The organism is Devosia polycyclovorans (assembly GCF_042181575.1).
In the GTDB taxonomy this organism is placed as follows: domain Bacteria; phylum Pseudomonadota; class Alphaproteobacteria; order Rhizobiales; family Devosiaceae; genus Devosia; species Devosia polycyclovorans.
Genome location: NZ_CP170082.1, coordinates 434,859 through 459,239, shown reverse-complemented (window position 1 = coordinate 459,239; position 24,381 = coordinate 434,859). Strand labels below are relative to the sequence as shown.

Genomic DNA, 24,381 nt, shown 5'->3' with positions numbered 1-24,381 from the left:
CAAGGCGCAATGAGCTGGGAAGAAATCCTAGACCCATCGCGCTTTGCCGATCAAGCGGCACTATCTTTAGTGGAACTGCGCCGTTTCCGTGGATTCAGCCATCGCCGTGGTGGCGCTCTGTCCCTGGGTCACGGTCATGGAAATCGCGTCAAAATAGCTGGTGCCCACTTCGCGCTGGTGCCGAACAGCAGAGAAGCCGTGAGCTTCGGCGGCAAATTCGGCCTGCTGCAGGCGCGAATAGCCGGCCATGCCGTCCTGCTTGTAGCTGCGCGCCAGTTCGAAGGTCGTCAGGCTCAGATTGTGGAAGCCGGCCAGGGTGATGAACTGATATTTGTAGCCCATGGCGGCGATCTCACGCTGGAACGCGGCCATTTCCGCCTCGCCCATATGCTTGGCCCAATTGAAACTGGGCGAGCAATTATAGGCCAGCATCTGGTCGGGATATTCCTTGCGGATGCCTTCCGCGAATTTGCGCGCCTCATCAAGGTCAGGCTTGCTGGTTTCGCACCAGATGAGGTCCGCATAGGGCGCATAGGCCAGGCCCCGGGCAATGGCGCAATCCAGTCCGCCCTTGAGCCGGTAAAAACCTTCGGCCGTGCGTTCGCCGGTGACGAAGGGCTTGTCATAGTCGTCGATGTCCGAGGTGATCAGCCGCGCCGCTTCCGCGTCTGTACGCGCCATGATCAGCGTCGGCACGCCCATGACATCGGCCGCCAGCCGCGCCGCATTGAGCGTGCGCACGAACTGGCTGGTTGGCACCAGCACCTTGCCACCCAGATGCCCGCATTTCTTTTCTGAAGCGAGCTGATCCTCAAAATGCACGGCGGCAGCGCCGGCCTCGATCATGGCCTTCATCAATTCAAACACATTGAGCGCGCCGCCAAAGCCGGCCTCGGCATCGGCAATGATCGGCACGAAGAAATCGTGATCGGTCGTGGCGATACCGTCGGCCTTTTCCATGGTCTGGATCTGATCGGCGCGCTGCAAGGCCTTGTTGATCCGCTTGACCACCGAGGGCACGCTATCGACCGGGTAGAGCGACTGGTCGGGATACATATTGCCAGAGGAATTGGCGTCGGCGGCCACCTGCCAGCCGGAAAGATAGATCGCCTTCAGCCCCGCCTTGACCTGCTGCACCGCCTGATTGCCGGTAAAGGTGCCCAGGGTCGGCACGAAGTCCTCTGAATGCAACAACTCCCAGAGCTTCCTGGCGCCGTTTTCGGCCAGTGAATGGCGGATCGGCAGCGATCCAGCCAGGCGCGCCACATCGGCCGGGGTGTAGTTGCGGGCAATATTGTCCCAGCGGTCCGGCGCATAGTCTGGCGTCGGGAAGCCTTCGGGATGGGCTGGTTTGTCGAGCATGTCGGTTCTCCTCAAATTTTGACATGACGGGGCCACACCGCCGCTCGGGCGGAGGGCAATGATTCACGTGGAACTTCGAGCCGGCGGCTTGCCGCAAATTCGCTCCGGTGGAGCGAATTTAGTCGAGAAGGCCTCGAGAGACGGGGCCAGCGGCGATAGCTGGATGGGTCTGCAGCCTGATCTCTAAACCGCGGCGCGCCGGCAGAAGGTCGCGGCAATCATGCCGGCGCCGGAAAACAGCTCCTGGGCATCCTCGCCACCCACCAGGGTGAATTGATGCCGGCCAATGCGGCCCGCGATGGAATAGCCCTGGGCAGCCAGGCCGCGGGCCTTGAATTGCGCCATGGCTTCATTGGCGGTGGGGGCGATGATGGTGATGTATTCGTCGCGTTGCTCGGTGATGGGGGTCATTTCGAATTCTCCTCGCTCGATGTCTGTAAAGATTTGACAAATGGCGCAGACATGCAAGAAATAACCGCAGAAGCGCCAGTAAACCTGTAAATCGCTGGTCAATTTCCGGACACAGAGTTGTAAATTCTGTAAAATCCGGACGGAGGAAAACATGGTTGAAACAGCCGAAAGTCAGGTCGGCGGCCGCATCAAGCGGCTGCGGCGCCAGCGCCATCTCAATCAGGCCGATCTGGCCCAGGCGCTGGGCATCTCCTCGAGCTATCTCAACCTGATCGAGCACAATCGACGCAAACTTACCGTGCCGCTGCTGTTCTCCATCGCCGGCTATTTCGGCGTGGAGCCGGGGGAACTGGTCGATGGCGACGAAGGGCGGCTGGTCGGCGATCTGATGGAGGCCTTTGGCGATGACATCTTTGCCGATAGTGATGTGACCAATCTCGAAATCCGCGATCTGGCCCAAGCCAATCCGGCAGCGGCCCGTGCCGTGCTCAAGCTCTATGACCGCTATCGGCTGGCCACGGCCGGCGCGACGGTTTCGCGCAACGAGGGCGAGGCGGAACCCTTCCACCTCGCCACCGATGCCATTTCGGACTTCCTGCAGGTGAATTCCAACCATTTCCCCGGGCTGGAAGATGCCGCCGAACGCGTCCGCGCCGATATCGACAATGCCGGCGATAGTTTTGACGCTGCCATTCGCGCCTATCTGTTCAACGTGTTCGGGCTCGAGGTGCGCTTGGCCTCGCTGCCCCACGGAATAGCGCGCCAGCTCGATCAGGCGCGCCGCCATTTGCTGGTCTCCGACCTCTTGCCGCCCGAAACCGCCAATTTCCTGCTCGCCCAACATCTGGGACAGGTGGCGGCGGATGCCGAGATCAGTGACATCATCGACCAGTCAGACCTGCCTGAGGGTGACGCACCCATGCTGGCGCGAAATGTGCTCTCGGCCTATTTCGCGGCCGCGCTGATCATGCCCTATGCCCCCTTTCTCAAGGCCTGCCGTGACTATCGCTACGATATCGACCGGCTGGGGCGCCGCTTTGGTGCCAGCTTCGAACAGATCTGCCACCGCATGACCACGCTCCAGCGCAAGGGCGCCTCGGGCATCCCTCTGCACCTGGTGCGCACGGATATTGCCGGCAATATTTCCAAGCGCTTCTCGCTTTCCGGCATTCACATTCCGCGCCACTCGGGTGCCTGCCCGCGCTGGAATGTCTATGCCGCTTTCCTCGCGCCTGAGCGGATTAACGTGCAACTGAGCCAGATGCCGGATGGGCAGCGCTACTTCTGCATTGCCCGCACTATCACCAAGGGCGACTACCGCTATAACGCGCCGCGTCGCTATCTCTCGATCGGGCTGGGCTGCGCCATCCATCACGCCAAGGAAATGATCTATTCAGACGGCATGGACCTGACCAGCGACCTGCAGACCGTGCCGATCGGCGTCGGTTGCCGCATCTGCCCGCGCCTCGAATGCGGGCAAAGGGCGCATCCCCCGGCCGACCACCGCTTCCGGCTGGACGAGAATATCCGCCCCGAAAGCCTCTATGCGCGGATGAGCTAAGGGCCCGAAGCGTCCGCCTTTGCCTTCGCCTCCTTCTCCGCCTCATGGTGACGGCGGTCGCGCTCCCAGCTCTGGCGCCACTCGCGCTCGAGGACGGCACGGCGCTTGCCATAGCGCTCTTCGCCAATGGTCAGGCGGACAATCCGGTCGGTGCGGAAATTGCGGAAATCCTGCCGTAATAGGCACCAGGCGGCAATGGTCTGCTTGCCCTCATAAAAGGCCAGGCCGACCGGCCAGATGGTGCGGCTGGTGGCGCGCCCCTGCTCGTCCTCGTACTCAATGGTGACGGCCTTTTCCTGCCGCATGGCGAGGCGAATATCGCCCAGCACCGGAATGGGCTTGCGCTGGCCCCAGAGCGCCACCGGCCACAGCGCCGTATCGCTGATCCGGTCCCTTAAATCCTCCGGCGAGGCCGTGGCAATCTTGGCCAGGGCATTGCGCGCCGCCGCACTCAATCCGTCGTCAGGCTGTGTGCCGACCCAGCGCGCGCCCAGCACCAGCGCTTCCAGTTCCTCGGGCGTAAACATCAGCGGCGGCAGGAAAAAACCGGGCTTGAGCATATAGCCCACGCCCGCTTCCCCGTCGATTGGCGCCCCCAGCCCAATCAGGGTCTGGATATCTCGGTACAGCGTGCGCACCGACACATTCTGTTCCTCGGCCAGCGCTGCCGCCGTAATCGGCCGCCGATGCCGCCTGAGGGCATCCATGATCGAAAACAGGCGTTCCGTCTTGTCCATCGCTGGGCCTCCACCATGCCACACATCTATCACAGAAGCGTGAGCATCGCCGAACAGCCGGTCGGATCATGTCAGCAGGGCCCATCGCGTCCCCGCCGGACGCTGTCAGGCGATCTCGAATTCGCACCAATGGCTATAGGGCCGGTCGGGGGAATAGATGACATTGGGGAAGTGCGGATTGTGCACAGCATCGGCGAAGGCCTGGTCTTCCAGGCAGAAGCCGGAATGCTTGCCATAGCGTTTGCCATACAGACCCGGAACCGAAACGTCTGTCCAAACCCCATTATAGACCTGCACCCCCGGCCGGTCGCTCCAGAGCTTGAGCGTCAGATCCTTGTCAGGCGAGACCACGGTGGCGATGGGATCGGACAATTTGCGGCCGGTATCGAGCACCATGCCGATATCATAATCAACCGGCGCCCCATTGGCATCGCGCATGGTGCGCGGCTGGCGCAGGTCATAGATGGTGCCGCTTGAGGGCAGGATGGCCCCGGTGGGCGCCAGATCCGCGCCCAGTTCGGTATAGGCCGAGGAATTGACCTGGATGGCGTGGTCCAGCACGTCGTTTGTGGTGCCGAGATTGAAATACTGGTGCTGCACCAGGCTGATCGGCGTGGCCCGGTCAGTGGTGGCGCTCAATTCGAGCCGCAGGCGGTTGCCGCTGAGCGTATAGGTGGCGGCAAAGTTGACATTGCCGGGATAGCCCATGGCGCCATCGGGCGAGAAATGGGTGAAACGCACCGCATTGTTGGCGCTGTCGACCTGGCCCTGCCAGACCTGCCGCCCCAATCCCTCTTCGCCGCCATGCAATTGCAGCTCGCCTGCATTGGGCGGCAATCTGTAGGTCACGCCATCAAGCTCGAAGCTGGCATTCTTGATCCGGTTGGCGACGCGCCCGGCCAGCGACCCGAAATGCGGACTATGGGCGGGATAGGCGTCAAACTGGTCAAAGCCCAGCACCACCGAGCGTTCGCCACCAGCCACCGGCACGCGCCAGTCGCGCACCACCACGCCATAGCCGATAATGTCGACACTGACCCCGGTGTCACTGGTCAGGCGGAATTGATCCACCCGCTGCCCGTTGTGCTCACCGAAACCCGAAACTGCGACTGCCATGGCGCTGATCCCCTTCCCATCTGTTTGGCGCGGAGCTGTAGCGCTATTCGCCCCTCTGCTGCAACGCTGCACTTGACCTTGCGCCAAGGGGTGGGGAAGTGTGCTGGCATCCAGGCGCGTGGCGGAACAGCTTCAACGCGCTGTGCGTAGGGGAGCGGATTTGAGCGAAGAAACGACCAGGCGGCGGGCAACCGTTCATGACGTGGCAAGGGCCGCAGGGGTCTCATTGGCCACGGTCGACCGCGTGCTCAACGGCCGGCCCGGCGTGCGGGCCGCGACTGCTGAAAAGGTCGAGCAGGCCATTGCCGAATTGGGCTTTGCCCGCGACCTCAACGCCTCGCTGATGGCCCGGGCACGCGACCTCAGTGTCGTGTTTTTCATCCCCGATGGCACCAATGAATTCATGGACAGTCTGGCCGAAGCAGTCCTTCGGCGCTCGCCTCTGGCGCTTGCCGAACGCATGCATCTCGATCTGCGCCGGGTCCGGGCGCTCGATGCCGCCGCACTTGCCCAAAGCCTCAACCAGCTCGCGCCGCGTGACTGCGATTGCGCGGTGATCGTCTCGAGCGACGAACCCGAAGTGCTCGCCGCCATCGACGCCGCACAGCGCCGCGGTATTGCGGTCATGACGCTGGTATCGGACCTGCCCGCCTCGGCGCGCCGCAATTTCATCGGCATCGATAACATTGCCGCCGGCCGGACGGCAGCCTCGCTTATGGGGCGTTTCGTGCCACGGGGCGGCAAGGTGGCGGTAGTGGCTGGTTCGTTGCATTTGCGCGACCATGCCGAGCGGCTGGATGGCTTTCGGGCGGCGCTCGCAACAGAGTTTCCCGCCCTTGAGATCATCGGTCCGCTGGAAGGTCATGACGAACGCACCGAGACCGCGCAAATCATCACGGCCCTTTTGGCCGAACATGCCGATCTTGGCGGCCTCTACAATCTTGGCGCCGGCAATGCCGGGCTGGTATCGGCACTTCAAGCGTCGGGACGAAGCGGCGACTTGCGCGTCATCGCCCATGAACTGACCGCGCCCACTCGGGCCGGACTGCTCCACGGTGCCATCGATGTGGTGCTCGACCAGAATCCGGATGGCGAAATTCGCGAGGCCATTGCCGCCGCCCGCGCATTGGCGCTGGATGCGTCGCGGACGGCAATCACCGATCCCATTGAAATTGGGATTTTCCTGCGCGACAATCTGCGCTAAACACGGCGCCAATCACCAAATCGGCGCGGCCCGAAACGGGCGGGAGGACGTTCGAATGATTTGCATAATTGTGCATGAGGTACGTGCCTCATGACTTTCCTCGGTATTGATATCGGCACATCGGGGGTCAAGGCGCTGCTGATCGACGGAGACGGCAAGGCGCTGGGCGATGCCTCGGCGCCGGCTGTCGAGCCGGTGCGGCCCCAGCCCGGCTGGTCCGAGCAAAACCCTGCCGATTGGTGGACCGCCACCCTGGGCGCCATCGACACGCTCAAGCAGAGCCATGGCGCGGCGCTGGCGGCGGTCAAGGGCATTGGCCTGTCCGGCCACATGCACGGCGCGACGCTTTTGGGCGAGAATGACGCGGTGCTGCGCCCCTGCATTCTCTGGAATGACGGACGTTCGGCCGCTGAATGCGGCGAGATGGAAGCGGAACTGCCGAACCTGCGGGATCTCGCCGGCAATATCGCCATGCCCGGTTTCACCGCCCCCAAGATCGCCTGGGTCCGCAAGCACGAGCCGGAAATCTTCGCCCGCATCAAAAAGGTGCTGCTGCCCAAGGCTTATGTTCGCCTGTTGCTGGCCGGCGAGCATGTCGAAGAAATGTCCGACGCCGCCGGCACACTCTGGCTCGACGTAGCAAAACGCGACTGGTCCGAAGATCTGCTGGGCGTCACCGGTCTTAACCGTGAGCACATGCCGCGTCTGGTCGAAGGGTCGGCCGTCTCGGCCCAGCTGAAACCCGACCTCATGGCGCGCTGGGGCATGTCGGGCACGGTGGTGATTGCCGGTGGCGCCGGCGACAACGCGGCGGCAGCCTGCGGCATCGGGGCTGTCCGGCCCAGCGAGGGCTTCGTGTCGCTGGGCACCTCGGGCGTGCTGTTCGTGTCCAATGAAACGTTCAGCCCTAACACCGAAGGGGCGGTCCACGCCTTCTGTCACGCCATCCCCGACACCTGGCACCAGATGGGCGTCATTCTCTCGGCCACCGACAGTTTGAACTGGCTGTCCCGCATCACCGGCCAGAAGCAGGCTGAATTGTCCGGCGCGGCCGAGGCGCAGTTCAAGGGACCGGGTGAAACCATCTTCCTGCCCTATCTCTCGGGCGAGCGGACCCCACACAATAATGCTGGCGCCCGGGGATCCTTTGTGGGCCTCAGCCAATCCACCGAAGCTGCCCAGATGGCCCAGGCGGTGATGGAAGGCGTCAGCTTTGCCATGCGCGATTGCCAGCGCGTGCTGGCCGATGCCGGCACCTCCATCAACCGCCTCCTGGCCGTGGGCGGGGGCAGCAAGTCCGCGCTGTGGCTCAAAATGCTGGCCACCAATCTCGACATGGAAATCGCATTGCCCGAGGACGGCGATTTCGGCGGCGCGCTGGGCGCGGCCCGATTGGGGCTTTGTGCCGCCACCGGGGCCGATCCGATGGATGTCATGTCCATGCCGCCGATCAAGACCACTATCGCGCCCGACAAATCCCTGTCGGCCGCCTACTCCGATCAATATGCGCGCTATCGCGCCCTTTATCCTGCCATTGAGGAGGCAAATTCGTGACCGATTTTTTCAAAGGGTTGAGCCAGGTCAAGTATGAAGGCCCGACTTCCAAGAATCCGCTGGCCTATCGTCATTACAACAAGGACGAAGTGATTGCCGGCAAGCGGATGGAAGACCATATCCGCCCGGCCATCGCCTATTGGCACACCTTCGCCCAGGAAGGCGGCGACCCGTTTGGCGGCCGCACCTTCGATCGCCCCTGGTTTGACAAGGGCATGGAAGGCGCCAAGCTCAAGGCTGACGTCGCCTTTGAATTCCTCAACCTGATCGATGTGCCCTACTACGCCTTCCACGATGTGGACGTGTCGCCCGAGGGCGCAACGCTGGCCGAGAGCAACAAGAACCTGCGCGTGATTGGCGACATTCTTGCTGCCAAGATGCAGGAAACCGGCAAGAAGCTGCTTTGGGGCACGGCCAATCTGTTCTCCAATCGCCGCTATATGGCCGGCGCTGCCACCAATCCCGACCCGGAAGTCTTCGCCTATGCGGCTGGTCAGGTGAAGGCCGTACTCGAGTTGACCAATGAGCTGGGCGGCGAAAACTATGTGCTCTGGGGCGGCCGTGAGGGCTACGAAACCCTGCTCAACACCAAGATCGGCCAGGAACAGGACCAGATGGCCCGCTTCCTGCACCTGGTCATCGAGCACGCCGAAAAGATCGGCTTCAAAGGCCAGATCCTGATCGAACCCAAGCCGCAGGAACCGTCCAAGCACCAGTATGACTACGACGTCGCCACGGTATATGGCTTCTTGCAGAAATACGGCCTGGAAAAGAAGGTGAAGTGCAATATCGAGGTCGGCCACGCCTTCCTCGCCGGCCACTCCTTCGAGCACGAACTGGCCGTCGCCTCCTCGCTGGGCATGCTCGGCTCGGTCGACGCCAATCGCAACGATTTGCAGTCCGGCTGGGATACGGACCACTTCCCGAACAATGCGGGCGAGATGGCCCTGGCCTTCTATTACATCCTCAAGCAAGGCGGTCTGGGCAAGGGCGGCTTCAACTTCGACGCCAAGGTGCGCCGCCAGTCGCTCGATCCCGCGGATTTGCTGCATGGCCACATTCTGGGCCTCGACACCCTGGCCCGCGGCCTCAAGGGCGCGGTCGCCCTGATCGAAGACGGCGAGTTCGACAAGCTGCTCGATGACCGCTACGCCGGTTGGGAGAATGGTCTGGGCAAGGATATCCTGGCGGGCAAGCTGAGCCTCGCCGATATCGCCGCCAAGGTCGAGGCCGATGGCATCAATCCCCAGCCGCGCTCCGGCCGCCAGGAATATCTCGAAAACCTGGTCAATCGTTTCGTCTAACCCAAAACTTCCGTCGGCCCCGACCCGGGGCCGGCGGATCTTAAAGGTCGTGCGGGATGAGCACCGTAAAGCAGCTTCCCTCACTCAGCCGCTCAACCTCCAGCGTGGCTTTCAATTGCGAGACCTGCTGCATCAGCATGCGCATGCCGAAGCCTTTGCTCGCCTTGAGATCAAAGCCGTCTGGAATGCCTATGCCGTCGTCGCGGACGCACAACTCGATGCCATTCGGCCGCCGTCGCGCGCTGACCACAATGACGCCGCCATCCTCGGGTCCATAAGCATGCTTTTGCGCATTGGTGACCAGTTCAGAGACTATCAGCGCCACCGGCGTGACGAGATCTTCGCTGATCTCGATCTTGTCGGCCGACGCCACGACATGCGCGCGATTGATGTGGTCGAGCTTCTCGCAGATCGAACCCACGATCTGACCGATATCGATATGTGTGTTGAGATCGGCATGCTCGATAATGCGCTGGATTTCAACAATGGCCTGAATCCGGCTCAGGGCGCCCACCAGCGCATTGCGTGCCTTGCCGTCGGAGAGGCTCGAGAGCTGCATGCGCAACATGGCCTGGATCAGCGCCAGGGAATTGCGGACCCTGTGCGTCATTTCCTGGGCCATGTGATGGGTGCGTGCCGCCTGGTCGCGCAGCGCTTCGGTGCGCTCGTCCAGCGCCTGCTGCAAACCGGCCTGCCGCTCCACCCGCTCGGTGATGTCGACCTGGGTGGCGATGAAATAGAGCAGTTCACCGGCGTCATCGAGCATCGGCGCCATGTGCAGCTCGTTCCAGAAGGCGGTGCCATCCTTTTTGTAGTTGAGGATTTCGTGGCTGATCGTTTGCCGTTCCTGAACCGCCTTTTTCAGGATCGCCCGGTCCTCGTCCCGCGTGTCGGGGCCCTGCAGAAACCGGCAATTGCGGCCCAGCACCTCGTCCTCGGAATATCCGGTCAGGGCAAGGAAGGCATCGTTGACAAACACCAGTGGGCAATCGGGCTCGAATGGATCGGCGATGGCGATGGGGACGGCGCTCGATTCGACCGCATGCACAAAAGGCTGCAGGCGCATCTTGGATTTGACGTTCTTCCAGTAGCTCAACTCGCGAATATGAATATCCACGGCGCTTATTCCCTCTTGGACCAACCGGCCCACCGGCCTTCGGTTCTGACGCTATTCCGGACGACCCGGGGCCTTTGTGAGGCGCTTTCGCGCCCTTTTTTGCCCACGAGTCCACCTCTCAACCCCCAATAACGCACCAAGCGGCGATTTTGTCGCATCGGAGGAACAATTCATGTCCCAACTGACAAATCCCATCCTTCCCGGGTTCAATCCGGACCCGTCCATTCTTCGGGTGGGCGAAGACTATTACATCGCCACTTCCACCTTCGAGTGGTTCCCCGGCGTGCAGATCCACCACTCAAAGGACCTGGCGAACTGGGAGCTGCTTACCCGCCCGCTGACGCGCAAGTCCCAGCTCGATATGCGCGGCGATCCCGATAGCTGCGGCGTCTGGGCGCCGTGCCTCACCCATGACGGGGAAAAATTCTGGCTGGTCTACACCGATGTGAAGCGCAAGGACGGCTCGTTCAAGGACGCCCATAACTATATCGTCTGGGCCGACACCATCGAGGGGCCCTGGTCCGACCCGATCTATGTCAATTCCTCCGGCTTCGATCCGTCCCTGTTCCACGATGACGACGGGCGCAAATGGTTCGTCAACATGCTATGGGATCATCGCACCCGGCCGCTGAAATTTGCCGGCATTGCCCTGCAGGAATTCGATCCCAAGGCGGGAAAACTCGTTGGCCCGATCAAGAACATCTACAAGGGCACCGATCTCAAGCTGGTCGAGGGGCCTCACCTCTATAAGCGCAATGGCTGGTATTACCTTCTGACCGCCGAGGGCGGCACGGCCTATGACCATGCCTGCACCTTCGCCCGCTCGCGCAATATCGACGGGCCCTACCAAACCCACCCCGACAAGCACATCCTGACCAGCAAGGATGCGCCGCTCGCCGCGCTGCAGCGCTCGGGCCATGGCGACCTGGTGGAAACCCCGGAAGGCGAGCTTTATCTCGTCCACCTGACCGGCCGCCCCACCACCCAGGAACGCCGCTGCGTGCTGGGCCGGGAGACGGCGATCCAGCGGGCCTATTGGGGCGAAGATGACTGGCTCTATGTCAAGGACGGTCCCGTGCCATCCCTACATGTCGAGGTCCCCGGCACCCGTGACGAGGACAAATATTGGGCCGAGCAGCACTCCACGTTCGAGAACGGCCTGCCGATCGATTTCCAGTGGCTGCGCACCCCCGAGCCTGATCGCATCTTTTCGACGGACGGGGGCAAGCTGACCCTCTTCGGGCGCGAATCCATCGGCTCCTGGTTCGAGCAGGCGCTGGTGGCGCGGCGCCAGCAGCATTTCTCCTATGATGCCGAGACGGTGGTGGATTTTGACGCCACCGATGAGCGCACCATGGCCGGGCTGACCGCCTATTACAGTCGCTACAATTTCTTCTATCTGGCGGTAACGGCCCATTCGGACGGGCAGCGTGAACTCTTGCTGATGAGCTCGGAAATTTCCTGGCCCGATGGCAATCTCAGCTTCCCGGCCGAGCCGGTGCAGATTCCCAATACCGGCAAGGTGAAGCTGGCGCTGACAATCAGGGGCCGGAAGCTGCAATTCTTCTATGCCCTTGAGGGGCAGGAATTGCAGCCCATCGGGCCGGTCCTCGACGCCTCGATCCTGTCGGACGAATGCGGTGGCCATCAGGCGCATGGCAGCTTCACCGGCGCCTTTGTCGGCGTGGCGGCGAACGATCTCAACGGCACCGCGAGCCCGGCCCACTTCGATTACTTCACCTATCGGCCGGTGCGCGACCCATCCGACCGCTACGAGATCGATACGCTGAGCTAAGTGCATCTATTCTAAAATCTTGGCGCGGGAGAGGACGAACTGCCTCTCCCGCGCCTTGTCATTTTGGGGGGAACCGGCAAGTTTGGCGTCCGCGAGTCAAAGGGAGCCAATAATGAAACTCGAATCCATCGCCCTGCACCATGGATATGAATCGGAAGCCACCACCAAGGCGGCCGCCGTTCCGATCTACCAGACCACCTCCTACACCTTCGACGACACCCAGCACGGCGCGGACCTGTTCGATCTCAAGGTCGCGGGCAATATCTATACGCGCATCATGAACCCCACGACGGCGGTGCTGGAGGCGCGCATTGCCGAGATGGAGGGCGGTATCGCCGCGCTGGGTCTGGCCTCGGGCATGGCGGCGATCACCTATGCCATCCAGACCATTGCCGGGGTTGGCGACAACATCGTTTCGATCTCCCAGCTCTATGGTGGCACCTACAATCTGTTCGTGCACAGCTTCCCGCGCCAGGGCATCGAAGCCCGACTGGTCAGCCACGACGATTACGAAGGCTTCGAAAAGGCCATCGACGAAAACACCAAGGCGGTCTTCCTTGAATCCATCGGCAATCCGGCCGGCAATGTCGTCGATATCGAAAAGATCGCCGAGATCGCCCACCGCCACGGCGTGCCGGTGATCGTCGACAACACGGTGGCTACCCCCTACCTGACCCGCCCCTTCGACTTCGGTGCCGATATCGTGGTGCATTCGCTGACCAAATATATCGGCGGCCACGGCACCTCCATCGGCGGTGTCATCGTGGATAGCGGCAAGTTCGACTGGAAGGCCAACGCCAAGCGCTTCCCGGTTCTGAACGAGCCCGACCCCTCCTATCATGGCGTGGTCTATACCGAGGCGCTGGGGCCCGCGGCCTATATCGGCCGGGCGCGCGTGGTGCCGTTGCGCAATACCGGCGCAGCCCTCTCGCCCATGAACGCCTTCATGATCCTGCAGGGCCTCGAAACGCTGGGCCTGCGCATGGAACGCCACTGCGAAAATGCGCTCAAGGTCGCCCAGCACCTCCAAAACCATCCCAAGGTGGAATGGGTCAACTATGCCGGCCTGTCCGACAGCCCCTACCACGCGGTGGCCAGCAAGATCTCCAAGGGCTCGGGCTCGGGCATTCTCTCCTTCGGCATCAAGGGCGGCAAGGACGCCGGTGGCCGTTTCATTGACGCACTCCAGATGATCCTGCGTCTGGTCAATATTGGAGACGCCAAGTCGCTGGCCTGCCATCCAGCCACCACCACCCACCGTCAGCTCTCGCCCGAAGAGCTCAAAAAGGCTGGGGTGTCGGAGGACTTGGTACGCATTTCGGTCGGCATCGAGCATGTCGATGACATCATCGCGGACATCGACCAGGCGCTGGCCAAGGCTTGATCACATTCACCTGAACCGGGGGCGACAGCTCCCGGTTCCGGGCATAGTATGATGGCATAGCGGTCGCATTAAACGCGTCTCGCGCCCCTCATGCGCTTCTCGCAGATAGTGCGGCCTCCTTGCAAAAAAGGGGGAGAGGCGACCATGGCCAAGATGCATGTCATTTCCGGTGTCGGCGACAAGCTCGACATGCCGGTCATCCACCAGATTACCATGCCCGACCTGGGCGACGCGCTCCGGCGCGGCGCTGCTGACTTCTGGGCCAAGCCCAGCCATTACGTGCTTTTAATGCTGATCTATCCGGTCATCGGCATCGTGCTCACGGTCTGGATGAATGGCTGGCACGCCTGGACGCTGCTCTATCCATTGGTCGGCGGCTTTGCCCTGGTCGGCCCCATCACCGCCCTGCCGCTCTATGAAGTGTCGCGACGGCTTGAAATGGGCGAGGATCCCAGTTGGCGCGATGCCATGAGCGTGCTGAAATCCCCGGCGCTCGGCTCCATCCTGGCTGTAGGCGCCTTGCTTTTCGTGCTGTTCACCCTCTGGCTCACCAGCGCGCAGGCGCTTTATGAGAGCCTGTTCGGCGCCTCACCGCCCCGGACCCTGGATGGATTGATTGCCCAGCTTCTGACCCAGCCCGGCGGGATGACGCTGCTGGCGGTCGGCACGGGTCTGGGCGCGCTGTTCGCTCTTGTCGTGCTCTGCACCACGGTCATCGCCTTTCCTCTAATGCTTGACCGCGATGTGGGTGCCTATGTGGCTGTGGAAACTTCGTTCCGGGCGGTCATGTACAATCGCGTGCCGCTGTTTGCCTGGGGCGTCATTGTCGGCGCCGCCATCTTCCTGGGTTCGCTGCCGCTCTTTGTGGGGCTGGCAGTGGTGCTGCCTATTCTCGGTCATGCCACCTGGCATCTGTATCGCAAGCTGGTCGAGCCGGTTTCGATGATCCGCGACGCCTGAATCTCGATCAAAACCAACCGGGCAAACTTGTTTCGCCCGGTTGGTTTTTGCTTGCGAACCGCCTAAGGTCCGGGATCAATTTTCAAGCCCTGACTGCCCGCGCCCATGGACCAAACCCCTTTCGAGGCTGCTTCCGGCCCCGCGCCTGCGGGATTGACGCCGATGATGGCGCAATATTTCGAGATCAAGGCGGTCAATCCCGGCTATCTGCTGTTCTATCGCATGGGCGATTTCTACGAGCTGTTCTTCGAGGACGCAGAGATCGCCAGCACCGCCCTAGGCATCGTGCTGACCAAGCGCGGCAAGCATTTGGGTGAAGACATCCAGATGTGCGGCGTTCCCATTCATGCCGCCAATGACTATCTCAACAAGCTGATCCGCCTGGGCCATCGCGTCGCCATCTGCGAGCAGATGGAAGACCCGGCCGAAGCCAAGAAGCGCGGCTCCAAATCGGTCGTCCGGCGCGATGTCGTGCGCCTGGTGACCCCCGGCACCCTGACCGAGGATGACCATCTCGACGCCCGCTCGGCCAATTATCTGGCGGCCCTGGCCATGGTGCGGCATGGCGAAACCGATTTTGCCCTCGCCTGGGCAGATATCTCCACCGGCGAAACCTTTGTTTCCGACCTGGGGGCCGACCAGCTCGGGGACGAGATGGCGCGCATTGCGCCGGCCGAGCTGCTGCTGACCGATGCGACCCGGGCAGCGCTGGTAGAGCAGCACCTGTTTGCCCCGGCCTGGACTTCTATAGCCTCGACAATCGCCCCCGAGCTGACCGACAGCGAAGCGGCCATGCCACGCCTGCGCATGAGCTTTCCCGATGGGGATTTCGATCCGACCGCCATCTCGCGCGCCGGACGCGCCGCACTGGGCGCTCTGGTGTCCTATGTCGGGGAAAGTCAGAAAGGCCGCAACGCGCCTCTGCGTCCCCCACTCACCGATGCGGCGCAAACCAGCATGGTGATTGATGCGGCCACCCGGTCAAGTCTCGAACTACTGGTCACTCAGCGCGGCCAGGCCAGGGGCTCGCTGCGTCACGCGATCGACCTGACGGTCACGGCCCCCGGCGCACGGCTGCTCGCCACCCGCCTGGCCGCACCTCTGCGCAATGCCGATGCCATCAACGAAAGGCTCGACGCCGTCACCCGGCTGGTCGACGACACACTGCTGCGCGGCCGCTTGCGGCAGGACCTTAAATCCGTGCCCGATCTGGCCCGGGCCCTGTCTCGTCTGGCGCTGGAACGTGGCGGCCCGCGCGACCTCAGCGCCATAGGCAAGGCCGTCGGTGCGGCGCTGGATCTGGCGCGGCATCTGTCCGGCCAATCCGACCTGCCACCCGTTCTCACCCGGCTCACCGGCACTTTGGGCGCCGCACCACAGGCGCTCGCCAGCGAATTGGCGGCGGCTCTGGACGACGAGTTGCCGCTGCTCACCCGCGATGGTGGTTTTATCCGCGCCGGCTATAACGCAAGGCTCGACGAGGAGCGCGCGCTCGGCCGCGAGACCCGCGCCGTAGTCGCCGCGCTGCAGGCCCGGCTGATGGACGAGACCGATGTGCGGTCTTTGAAGATCAAGCACAATGGCGTGCTGGGCTATTTCGTCGAAGTGCCCGCCGCCCACGGCCAGAAGCTGCTTGAGGCCCCGCACCGCGAAACTTTCATCCATCGCCAAACGCTGGCCAACGCCATGCGCTTTACCACTACCGAACTGGCCGACCTTGAAGGCCGGATTGCTCAGGCGCAGGGCGCGGCGTTGGAGATCGAACAGACCATCTTCTCCCGCCTGCGGGAAGAAACCCTGGCCGCCACCAGCCAGTTGCAGGGGCTGGCCGATGCCCTAGCCGAACTCGATGTCACCGCCGCTCTCGCAGAAGTGTCTGCCACCCGCGGCTATTGCCGGCCAAATGTCGACGGCAGCCTTGCTTTTGCCATCTCCGGCGGGCGCCATCCCGTCGTGGAGTTGATGGTGAAAGCGGAAGGCCAGAGTTTTGTCGCCAATGATTCTGATCTCTCCGGCAGCGACGCGGCCGGTGGCGGTTCGCTCTGGCTGGTCACCGGCCCGAACATGGGTGGTAAGTCGACCTTTCTTAGGCAGAACGCGCTGATCGCGGTCCTTGCGCAGATGGGCTGCTATGTTCCCGCTGACAGCGCCCATATCGGCGTCGTCGACCGGCTGTTCTCGCGTGTCGGCGCCTCCGATGACATCGCCCATGGCCGCTCCACCTTCATGGTCGAAATGGTTGAAACCGCCGCCATCCTCAATCGCGCCACCCGCAGGAGCCTGGTGGTGCTCGACGAGATCGGCCGCGGCACCGCCACGTTCGACGGGCTCTCAATTGCCTGGGCTGCGGTCGAGGCGCTGCACGAGACGACGGGTTGCCGGGCCCTCTTTGCCACCCATTTCCATGAATTGACCAGCCTCGCCAAAACCCTCTCCCGCGTCGCCAATGTCACCATGAAGGTGCGCGAATGGGAGGGCGAAGTGGTGTTTCTGCACGAAGTGGGTCCCGGCGCCGCCGACCGCTCCTACGGCATCCAGGTGGCCCGGCTGGCGGGGCTCCCTGAGCCGGTTATCGCCCGTGCCAGGCAGGTACTTGATGTGCTCGAACAGCGCTCGGCCGGCACCGCCTCTTCCAGCCAGAAAGCCAGCGTGCTAGACGATCTGCCGCTCTTTGCCCACCAGCCGCCCCCGGCGCCGAGGGGCAAGGATCCCGTTCACGAAGCGCTCGATGCGGTCCGCCCCGACGAGATGACGCCACGCCAGGCCATTGATGCGCTCTATCAATTGAAGAAACTCCGCGATGACGCTCGCCGTAACTGAGGCCCGGCCCAAAAAGCCACAGTTCGCGCTCAAGACCGCCGACACGCTGGTGGCCGAATTCGACGCTCTTTTGGGGGACGAACCCGCGCGTTCCCCTAAGGCCCGCATGGCGGTGCTGGCCCATGTCCGGCAGGCTCTGACCGATGCGCGAAAGAGCGCCGAAGCCGAGTTGCTGGCCAATAACAAGGGCACCCGCTGTGCCCAGAACCTGTGCGCCGCGCAGGACGAAATCATTATTGCCGTGCACCGCTTCGCCACCACACGGGTCTACCCGGTGGATAATCCCTCCGGCGCCGAAGCGATCGCGCTGTCTGCCGTCGGCGGCTACGGGCGCGGGACACTGGCGCCCGGATCGGACATCGATCTCCTCTTTATCCTGCCCTATAAGCAGACCCCCTGGGGTGAGCAGGTCACCGAATATATCCTCTACATGCTCTGGGATCTGGGCCAGAAGGTCGGCCATGCCGTGCGCTCGGTGGATGAGTGCATCCGCATGGCTCGCGCCGACATGACGGTGCGCACCGCCACACTAGAGGCGCGCTTCCTCACCGGTGACAAGGCGCTCTATGATCAGCTGACCGATCGGTTCGAAAACGAGATCATGCCCAGAACGGGTCCGGAATTCATCGCAGCCAAGATGGCCGAGCGCGATGAACGCCACAAGCAGATGGGCAATACCCGCTATGTCGTGGAGCCCAATATCAAGGACGGCAAGGGCGGATTGCGCGACCTCAATACCCTGTTCTGGATCGGCAAGTATTTCTACCAGGTCAAGACCAGCCATGAGCTGGTGGGCAAGGGCGTCCTCTCGGCCGCCGAATATCGCCTGTTCAGCCGGGCCGAGGATTTTCTCTGGGCAGTGCGCTGCCACCTGCATTTTGTCACCGGACGGGCCGACGAAAAGCTGAGCTTTGACATGCAGCCCGAACTGGCCCAACGCATGGGCTACGCCCAGCGGCTCGGCATGCTGGGGGTCGAGCGCTTCATGAAGCGCTACTTCCTGGTCGCCAAGGATGTCGGCGATCTGACCCGCATCATTTGCGCCGGTCTCGAATTCCACCACGCCAAGGATCTGGATCTGGTTGGGCGCGTCCTGGCGCCGTTCCGCTCTGGCAAGTCCAAGATCAAGGGCGAAACCGCCTTCATCGTCGATACCGGCCGCCTCAATATTGCCGGGCCCGACGTCTTCGAAAAGGACCCGGTCAATCTCATCCGCGCCTTCATGGTGGCTGGCCGCGAGGAATTGCTGTTCCATCCCGACGCGATCATGCATATCCGCAACAGCCTGCGGCTGATCGACAAGACCCTGCGCGCCGACCCAAAAGCCAATGCGCATTTCCTGACCATTCTGACCAGCCCGCTCTATGTCGAGCGGATTTTGCGGCAGATGAACGAGAGCGGCGTATTGGGCAAGTTCGTGCCCGATTTCGGCAAGATCGTCGCTTTGATGCAGTTCAACATGTATCACCACTATACCGTGGACGAGCATCTGATCCGCTCGGTCGGCGTCATGGCCCAGATCGCCAATGGCGGCCTGCGCGATGAACTGCCCCTGACGCACGAATTGCTGCCCCAGCTCAACGACACGCGCCTCCTCTATGTCGCGCTGTTCCTGCACGATATCGCCAAGGGCCGTCCGGAGGATCACTCCATTGCCGGCGCGCGGATCGCCAAAAAGCTTTGTCCGCGCTTCGGTCTCAACGAGGCCGAAACCGACACCGTTTCCTGGCTGGTCGAATATCACCTGTTGATGAGTGAAATCGCCCAGGCCCGCGACATTCAGGACCCTGAAACTGCCAAGGCCTTTGCCGATGTGGTGCAGTCGCCCCAGCGCCTGGCTCTGTTGATGATTCTGACGGCCTGCGACATCCGTGCCGTCGGTCCGGGCACCTGGACCGGCTGGAAGGGCTCGCTTTTGCGGGCGCTCTATTTCGCCACTGAGCCGCTGCTGTCGGGCGGGCACAGCCAGGTCAGCCAGTCCGATCGCGTCAACGATGCCCGCAGGGCCTTGACCGAAGCCCTTTCACGATGGGCGCCGGCCGACATGGAAGCCTATACCGCCCGGCACTACGATCATTACTGGCTGCGCGCCGAGCCCGAATTGCAACTCGAACATGCCAAGATGATCCGCAATGCGGACAAAACCGACCAGCCCTTCGCCGGCTCGATCCGGGTCAAGGCGTTCGAAGGCATTACCGAGGTCAGCTTTTATACTCCCGATCACCCGCGCCTGCTCTCGCTGATCGCCGGCGCCTGCACCATGCAGGACGCCTCCATCATTGGCGCGCAGATCTTTTCCACCCGCGATGGCCGCGCCATCGACACTTTCCGGCTCAAGCGCTCCTTCACCTCCGACGAAGACGAAAAGGTCCGCGCCACCCGTATTATCGATACGGTCAAGCAGCTCTTGCAGGGCAAGCGGCAGGTGCTGATCGATCTGGGCAAGGAAAGCCGCCACAATAAGCGCCTCCGGCCATTCTCCCTGCCCGCGCAGGTCTCGGTTTCCAACGCCATCTCGGAAAAATTCACCGTCATCGAGGTGTCGGGCCTTGATCGTATCGGCCTGCTCTATGCGCTCACCCGCGAGATCTCCGATCTCAACCTCACCATCGGCTCGGCCCATATCGGCACCTATGGCGAAAAGGCGGTGGACGTCTTTTACGTCACCGACCTGACCGGCCAGAAGATCCATGTCAAATCGCGCCAGAAGAAGATCCACGACGTGCTGATGGCCGTATTCAAGCGACCGGCCGAGGATAAGAAGGTGGTCAATGGGTGAGGTCCTTTCGTTTCTCTCCCCCTCGGGGAGAGGCGGCTCGACCGAAGGTCTAGCCGGTGAGGGAGATCCCTCCACTCTCGCCGAAGCACCCCCCTCATCCGGCACTACGCGCCACCGCCTCCCCGCTGGGGAGAAGAATATGGGCCGCTCTATCCCATGAGCCTGTTCCGCAATTTTCTTTCCGTCGGCTCGCTTACCCTCGTCAGCCGCATTGCCGGCTTTGCCCGCGACGCCTTGATGGCGGCGGTGCTGGGCACCGGCCCAGCCGCCGACGCCTTCTTTGCCGCCTTTCGCTTCCCCAACCTGTTCCGGCGGCTTTTTGCCGAGGGCGCTTTCAACACCGCCTTCGTGCCCATGTTCTCTGGGGCGCTGGAGCGTGAGGGCAAGGACGGGGCCAAATTGCTGGCCGCGCGCATCATGAGCTGGCTGGTGGTGATGTTGTTCCTCGTCACCGTCCTCGCCGAAATCTTCATGCCGCAGATCATGGCCGCCTTCGTGCCCGGCTTTGTAGATGACCCTGAAAAATTCGAGCTGACCGTGCTGCTCACACGGATCATGTTCCCCTATCTCGCCTGCATGTCGCTGATGGCCGCCTATGGCGCCATTCTCAATACGCTGGGGAAATTTTTCGCCGCCGCCTTCGCGCCTGTGCTGCTCAACCTGGTCACCATTGCCGCGCTGGTCCCTCTGGCCGTCTGGTTCGTCCAGACCCCGGCCGAAGCCACGATCTGGGTCGCCACGGCCACCATGACCGGCGGGGTGGCGCAATTGGTGCTGGTCTGGGTGGCCATCGAGCGGGCCGGCTTCCGCCCCGCTTTCCGCATGCCGCGTCTGGACCCGGAGGTGCGCCGCTTCTGGATGCTGGCGGTACCGGCGATCCTGGCGGGCGGCATCACGCAGATCAATATTTTCGTCGGCACCATCATTGCCTCGGGCGCCGACAACGCCATTTCGGTACTCTCCTATGCCGATAGGCTTTATCAGCTCCCGCTGGGCATTATCGGCATTGCCATCGGCACCGTGCTGCTGCCTGAACTCAGCCGGCACCTCAAGGGCGGCCGGGCCGTCGAAGCCCGGCAGAGCCAGGATCAGGCCCTCTTTGTCGCCATGCTGCTCACCATGCCGGCTGCGGTGGCGCTCGTGGCCTTGGCCGAACCCATTGTGCGGGTGCTGTTCGAACGCGGCGCCTTTGATGCACTCGCCACTACGCAGACTGCCGAAGCGCTGGTTGCCTTCTCAATCGGCTTGCCCGCCTATGTGCTGATCCGCATATTGCAGCCGGGTTTCTTTGCCCGCGAGGATACGCTGACGCCCACCATATTCGCCGGGGTCAGCGTCGCCGCCAACATTGCCATCTCGCTTATCCTGTTTCCCACCCTGCTCCATGTCGGCATCGCTATTGCGACGGCCGCCTCGTCCTGGCTCAATGTGGTGCTGCTGGCTGGCGCGCTGGCGCTGCGGGGGCATTTCCGCCTGACCTGGCTCCAATGGCGGGCGCAACTGGCCATTGCCGCTATCAGTCTCACTATGGGCGGAGCGCTCTGGCTGCTGGCCGGTCGGGGCACCGCGCACCTGGCTAGTGGCGTGCCTCTCTGGCAACAAGCCGGAGTGCTCGCCGCCCTGATCGGCTTTGGCAGCCTCATCTATTTCACCCTGATCCATATCAGTGGCACGCAGAACCTGCGGCTCCTGCTGGGCCGGCTGCGCCGCAGCCGCTGAGTGTTTCCTTATCGCGTTCGTCCGTATAGAACGGGCGCCTGATTTCTGTCTGACTATCGAAGGGCATCATGACGTTCAGCCCCCGCGTCTTCTCCGGCATCAAGCCTTCGGGCGATCTGCATCTTGGCAACTATCTCGGCGCCATCCGCCGTTTTGTGCCGCTCCAGGACACGCATGAGACCATTTATTGCGTGGTCGACATGCATGCTATCACCGTCTGGCAGGACCCCGCCGATCTCAAGCGCTGGACCTATGAAATCGCCGCAGCCTATATCGCCGCCGGTGTCGATCCCACGCGATCGATCATTTTCAACCAGTCACAGGTCATTGAGCATGCCGAACTGAGCTGGATTTTCAACTGCGTGGCGCGGATGGGCTGGATGGCCCGCATGACCCAGTTCAAGGACAAGGCCGGCGAAAACAGCGAACAAGTGTCGCTGGGCCTCTTCGCCTATCCCTCGCTGATGGCCGCCGACATCTTGCTCTACAAGGCCACTGGCGTGCCCGTGGGCGAAGATCAGAAACAGCATCTGGAACTGACGCGCGACATCGCCAAGAAGTTCAACCACGACTTTAAAAAGCAGATCAAGGCGCTGGGCCATAAGGGCGACTTCTTCCCCATTACCGAGACCCTGGCCACCGGCCCCGCCATGCGCGTGAAATCGCTCAAAGATGGGTCCAAGAAGATGAGCAAGTCTGATGCGTCCGACCTCTCGACCATCTACATGATGGACGATGCCGACCTGATCGCCAAAAAGATCAAGCGCGCCACGACAGATGCCGATGCGTTGCCCAGCGAAGTCGAAGGCCTTGCCGGGCGGCTTGAAGCCGAGAATCTCGTTGGCATTTTTGCGGCTCTCTCCAACCGCACCACCGAAGACGTGTTGGGTGAATTCGGCGGACAGGGCTGGGGCGTCTTCAAGCCGGCGCTGGCTGATCTGGCCGTCGCCAGGCTCTCGCCCATTGCCGAGGAGATGAAACGCCTGGTTGCAGACCGCGGCGAGATGGACAAGATATTGCGGGACGGCGCCGACCGTGCCCGTGCCATCGCCCAGCCCATCATGGACGATGTGCGCAACATTGTCGGCTTCGTCCGTTAACGCGAACCCGGAGGCCCATTTGGTTTCGCAGGTCGAATACAAGCGCAAATTCCTCGTCGTCATCGATGAGACCGAAGAATGCGACCGCGCCCTCACCTTTGCTGCCTGGCGCGTCAAACGCACTGGCGGCACGGTGGTGCTGATGACGGTCATTCCCAAGCCTGAATTCATTGGCCTGGGTGTCGAGGACGTCTTGCGGGCCGAGGCCGTCGAGGAGGCCGAACGCAATCTCGACCGGCGCATGGCGCGGATCAAGGAGATCGGCGAGGTCCGAGCCGAATCGGTGATCCGTGAGGGCAGTGGCCCCGAACAGATCGAGCGCGTCATCGACAAGGACCATGACATTGCCATCCTGGTGCTCGCTGCGTCCAAGTCCCCGGATGGTCCGGGTCCGCTGGTGACGCACTTTGCCGCCCGCGCCAATGTGCTGCCCATTCCGCTGACCATCGTTCCCGGCCGCATGAGCGACGAGGAGGTTATCGCAATCTGCTGAGCGTCCCGCAGGGAAAATCTCCCCGGCGGGGAGATTTTAGCGAAGCAGGCCATGAGAGCCAGGCCAGGATACTAAGTGCCGTCAAAAAGCCTCTGCCTCGGACCAGCCGAACGCGGCCCGGACGGATGATGGCCGTCGAGACAATGCTGGCCTGCGCCCCCTGCCATGCATTTGCCCTTGCATCCCCGCCGCAAAAGTCTATTTTAGAAACATTCTAATTGCACCGCGAAGCGGGGAAATTCCATGTTCATCCAGACCGAAGCCACGCCCAATCCGGCGACCCTGAAATTCCTGCCCGGGCGTGAAGTGCTGGTCGGCGAGCCGCGCGATTTCCGCTCCCCTGATGCCGCAGCCATTTCACCGCTGGCGACGGGCCTGTTCGCCATATCCGGGGTGACCGGCGTTTTCCTGGGATCCGACTTCATCTCGGTCACCAAGGACGAGACCAACTGGGCCCATATCAAGCCGGCCATTCTCGGCGTCATTATGGACCATTTCCTCTCCGGCAAGCCGGTCATCGCCGAAGGCGGCGCCGGTCCGGTCGACTTCGATGAAGTCGATGAATTTTACGAGGAAGAAGACAAGGAGATGGTCGAAGTCATCAAGGAACTGCTGGCCACGCGCGTGCGTCCGGCCGTGGCCATGGATGGCGGTGACATCATCTTCAAGGGCTATAAGGAAGGCACCGTGTTCCTTCACATGCAGGGTGCATGTTCTGGCTGCCCCTCATCCACCGCCACGCTCAAGAACGGTATTGAAAACCTGCTCCGGCACTTCGTGCCGGGCGTCGAAGGCGTTCAGCAGGTTTAATGTTTGCCAGGACAAATCGCTCTGGTGGAGCGGTTCTTAGGGCTTAAAGTCACGAAAGCCATGTTTGAGTGACCGCGGCCAACAAACCGAAAAAGTTAAGCAGCAAGCCGGGGGCCCGATCAGGAATGATCGGGCTTCTGTCTATCAGGATCGCG

18 protein-coding genes are annotated in these 24,381 nt (G+C 62.3%); 13 read left to right on the top strand and 5 right to left on the bottom strand.

All coding sequences use genetic code 11. The annotated features are described in order from the left end of the window. Positions 1 to 66 precede the first annotated feature (66 nt). Both aceA and ACE4RL_RS02260 read right to left on the bottom strand, forming a co-directional pair. Entirely contained in the window at positions 67 to 1,362 is a 1,296-nt protein-coding gene (gene aceA / locus ACE4RL_RS02265; RefSeq protein WP_375598914.1) for an isocitrate lyase, read from the bottom strand. A gap of 183 nt (positions 1,363 to 1,545) precedes the next feature. Next, a complete protein-coding gene (locus ACE4RL_RS02260; RefSeq protein WP_116587636.1) occupies positions 1,546 to 1,773 on the bottom strand; it encodes a hypothetical protein in 228 nt (75 codons plus the stop codon). 151 nt (positions 1,774 to 1,924) lie between these two features. On the opposite strand from ACE4RL_RS02260, the gene ACE4RL_RS02255 reads away from it, so the two are divergent. Then, complete coding sequence (locus ACE4RL_RS02255) at positions 1,925 to 3,334, top strand: short-chain fatty acyl-CoA regulator family protein (protein ID WP_375598913.1); 1,410 nt, start codon at positions 1,925 to 1,927, stop codon at positions 3,332 to 3,334. On the opposite strand, the gene ACE4RL_RS02250 is transcribed toward ACE4RL_RS02255, so the two are convergent. After that, positions 3,331 to 4,071 carry a helix-turn-helix transcriptional regulator gene (locus ACE4RL_RS02250; protein ID WP_375598912.1) on the bottom strand — a complete coding sequence of 247 codons (741 nt, stop codon included), beginning with the start codon at positions 4,069 to 4,071 and terminating at the stop codon, positions 3,331 to 3,333. The genes ACE4RL_RS02255 and ACE4RL_RS02250 overlap by 4 nt on opposite strands. A gap of 105 nt (positions 4,072 to 4,176) precedes the next feature. After that, the gene (locus ACE4RL_RS02245; protein ID WP_375598911.1) at positions 4,177 to 5,187 is read right to left on the bottom strand and encodes an aldose epimerase family protein; all 1,011 of its coding nucleotides are present in this window, start codon (positions 5,185 to 5,187) and stop codon (positions 4,177 to 4,179) included. Between the two features lie 160 nt (positions 5,188 to 5,347). Here ACE4RL_RS02245 and ACE4RL_RS02240 point away from each other — a divergent pair, with 160 nt between their 5' ends. From ACE4RL_RS02240 to xylA, 3 genes are all read left to right on the top strand, one after another. Beyond that, the gene (locus tag ACE4RL_RS02240; protein ID WP_375598910.1) at positions 5,348 to 6,391 is read left to right on the top strand and encodes a LacI family DNA-binding transcriptional regulator; all 1,044 of its coding nucleotides are present in this window, start codon (positions 5,348 to 5,350) and stop codon (positions 6,389 to 6,391) included. A 90-nt stretch (positions 6,392 to 6,481) separates the two neighbouring features. After that, a complete protein-coding gene (gene xylB / locus ACE4RL_RS02235; RefSeq protein ID WP_375598909.1) occupies positions 6,482 to 7,945 on the top strand; it encodes a xylulokinase in 1,464 nt (487 codons plus the stop codon). Next, entirely contained in the window at positions 7,942 to 9,249 is a 1,308-nt protein-coding gene (xylA, locus tag ACE4RL_RS02230; RefSeq protein ID WP_375598908.1) for a xylose isomerase, read from the top strand. Before xylB ends, xylA begins: the two co-directional genes overlap by 4 nt. A 40-nt stretch (positions 9,250 to 9,289) precedes the next feature. Here the strand turns inward: xylA and ACE4RL_RS02225 are convergent, their stop codons facing one another. Beyond that, on the bottom strand, positions 9,290 to 10,366 hold the full coding sequence (locus tag ACE4RL_RS02225; protein ID WP_375598907.1) for a PAS domain-containing protein: 1,077 nt from the start codon (positions 10,364 to 10,366) through the stop codon (positions 9,290 to 9,292). 172 nt (positions 10,367 to 10,538) lie between these two features. On the opposite strand from ACE4RL_RS02225, the gene ACE4RL_RS02220 reads away from it, so the two are divergent. The 9 genes from ACE4RL_RS02220 to ACE4RL_RS02180 all read left to right on the top strand — a co-directional run bounded on the left by ACE4RL_RS02220 (position 10,539) and on the right by ACE4RL_RS02180 (position 24,226). Beyond that, positions 10,539 to 12,161: a glycoside hydrolase family 43 protein gene (locus ACE4RL_RS02220; RefSeq protein ID WP_375598906.1), complete on the top strand. Its 1,623-nt coding sequence runs from the start codon at positions 10,539 to 10,541 to the stop codon at positions 12,159 to 12,161. 112 nt (positions 12,162 to 12,273) lie between these two features. Then, positions 12,274 to 13,545, top strand: coding sequence for an O-acetylhomoserine aminocarboxypropyltransferase/cysteine synthase family protein (locus ACE4RL_RS02215; protein ID WP_375598905.1), 1,272 nt, complete (start codon positions 12,274 to 12,276; stop codon positions 13,543 to 13,545). 144 nt (positions 13,546 to 13,689) lie between these two features. Further along, positions 13,690 to 14,505: a DUF2189 domain-containing protein gene (locus ACE4RL_RS02210; protein WP_375598904.1), complete on the top strand. Its 816-nt coding sequence runs from the start codon at positions 13,690 to 13,692 to the stop codon at positions 14,503 to 14,505. 105 nt (positions 14,506 to 14,610) lie between these two features. Beyond that, positions 14,611 to 17,325, top strand: coding sequence for a DNA mismatch repair protein MutS (gene mutS / locus ACE4RL_RS02205; protein ID WP_375598903.1), 2,715 nt, complete (start codon positions 14,611 to 14,613; stop codon positions 17,323 to 17,325). After that, complete coding sequence (locus ACE4RL_RS02200) at positions 17,306 to 20,104, top strand: [protein-PII] uridylyltransferase (RefSeq protein ID WP_375598902.1); 2,799 nt, start codon at positions 17,306 to 17,308, stop codon at positions 20,102 to 20,104. The genes mutS and ACE4RL_RS02200 overlap by 20 nt, the downstream gene beginning before the upstream one ends. Before the next feature lie 156 nt (positions 20,105 to 20,260). Further along, positions 20,261 to 21,823, top strand: coding sequence for a murein biosynthesis integral membrane protein MurJ (gene murJ, locus ACE4RL_RS02195; protein ID WP_375598901.1), 1,563 nt, complete (start codon positions 20,261 to 20,263; stop codon positions 21,821 to 21,823). 65 nt (positions 21,824 to 21,888) lie between these two features. After that, positions 21,889 to 22,923 (top strand): tryptophan--tRNA ligase, encoded by a 1,035-nt coding sequence (gene trpS, locus ACE4RL_RS02190; protein ID WP_375600221.1) that lies wholly within the window; start codon positions 21,889 to 21,891, stop codon positions 22,921 to 22,923. Positions 22,924 to 22,942: 19 nt separating this feature from the next. Then, positions 22,943 to 23,416 carry a universal stress protein gene (locus tag ACE4RL_RS02185; protein ID WP_375598900.1) on the top strand — a complete coding sequence of 158 codons (474 nt, stop codon included), beginning with the start codon at positions 22,943 to 22,945 and terminating at the stop codon, positions 23,414 to 23,416. 243 nt (positions 23,417 to 23,659) lie between these two features. Further along, positions 23,660 to 24,226 (top strand): NifU family protein, encoded by a 567-nt coding sequence (locus ACE4RL_RS02180; protein WP_375598899.1) that lies wholly within the window; start codon positions 23,660 to 23,662, stop codon positions 24,224 to 24,226. Positions 24,227 to 24,381 lie beyond the last annotated feature (155 nt).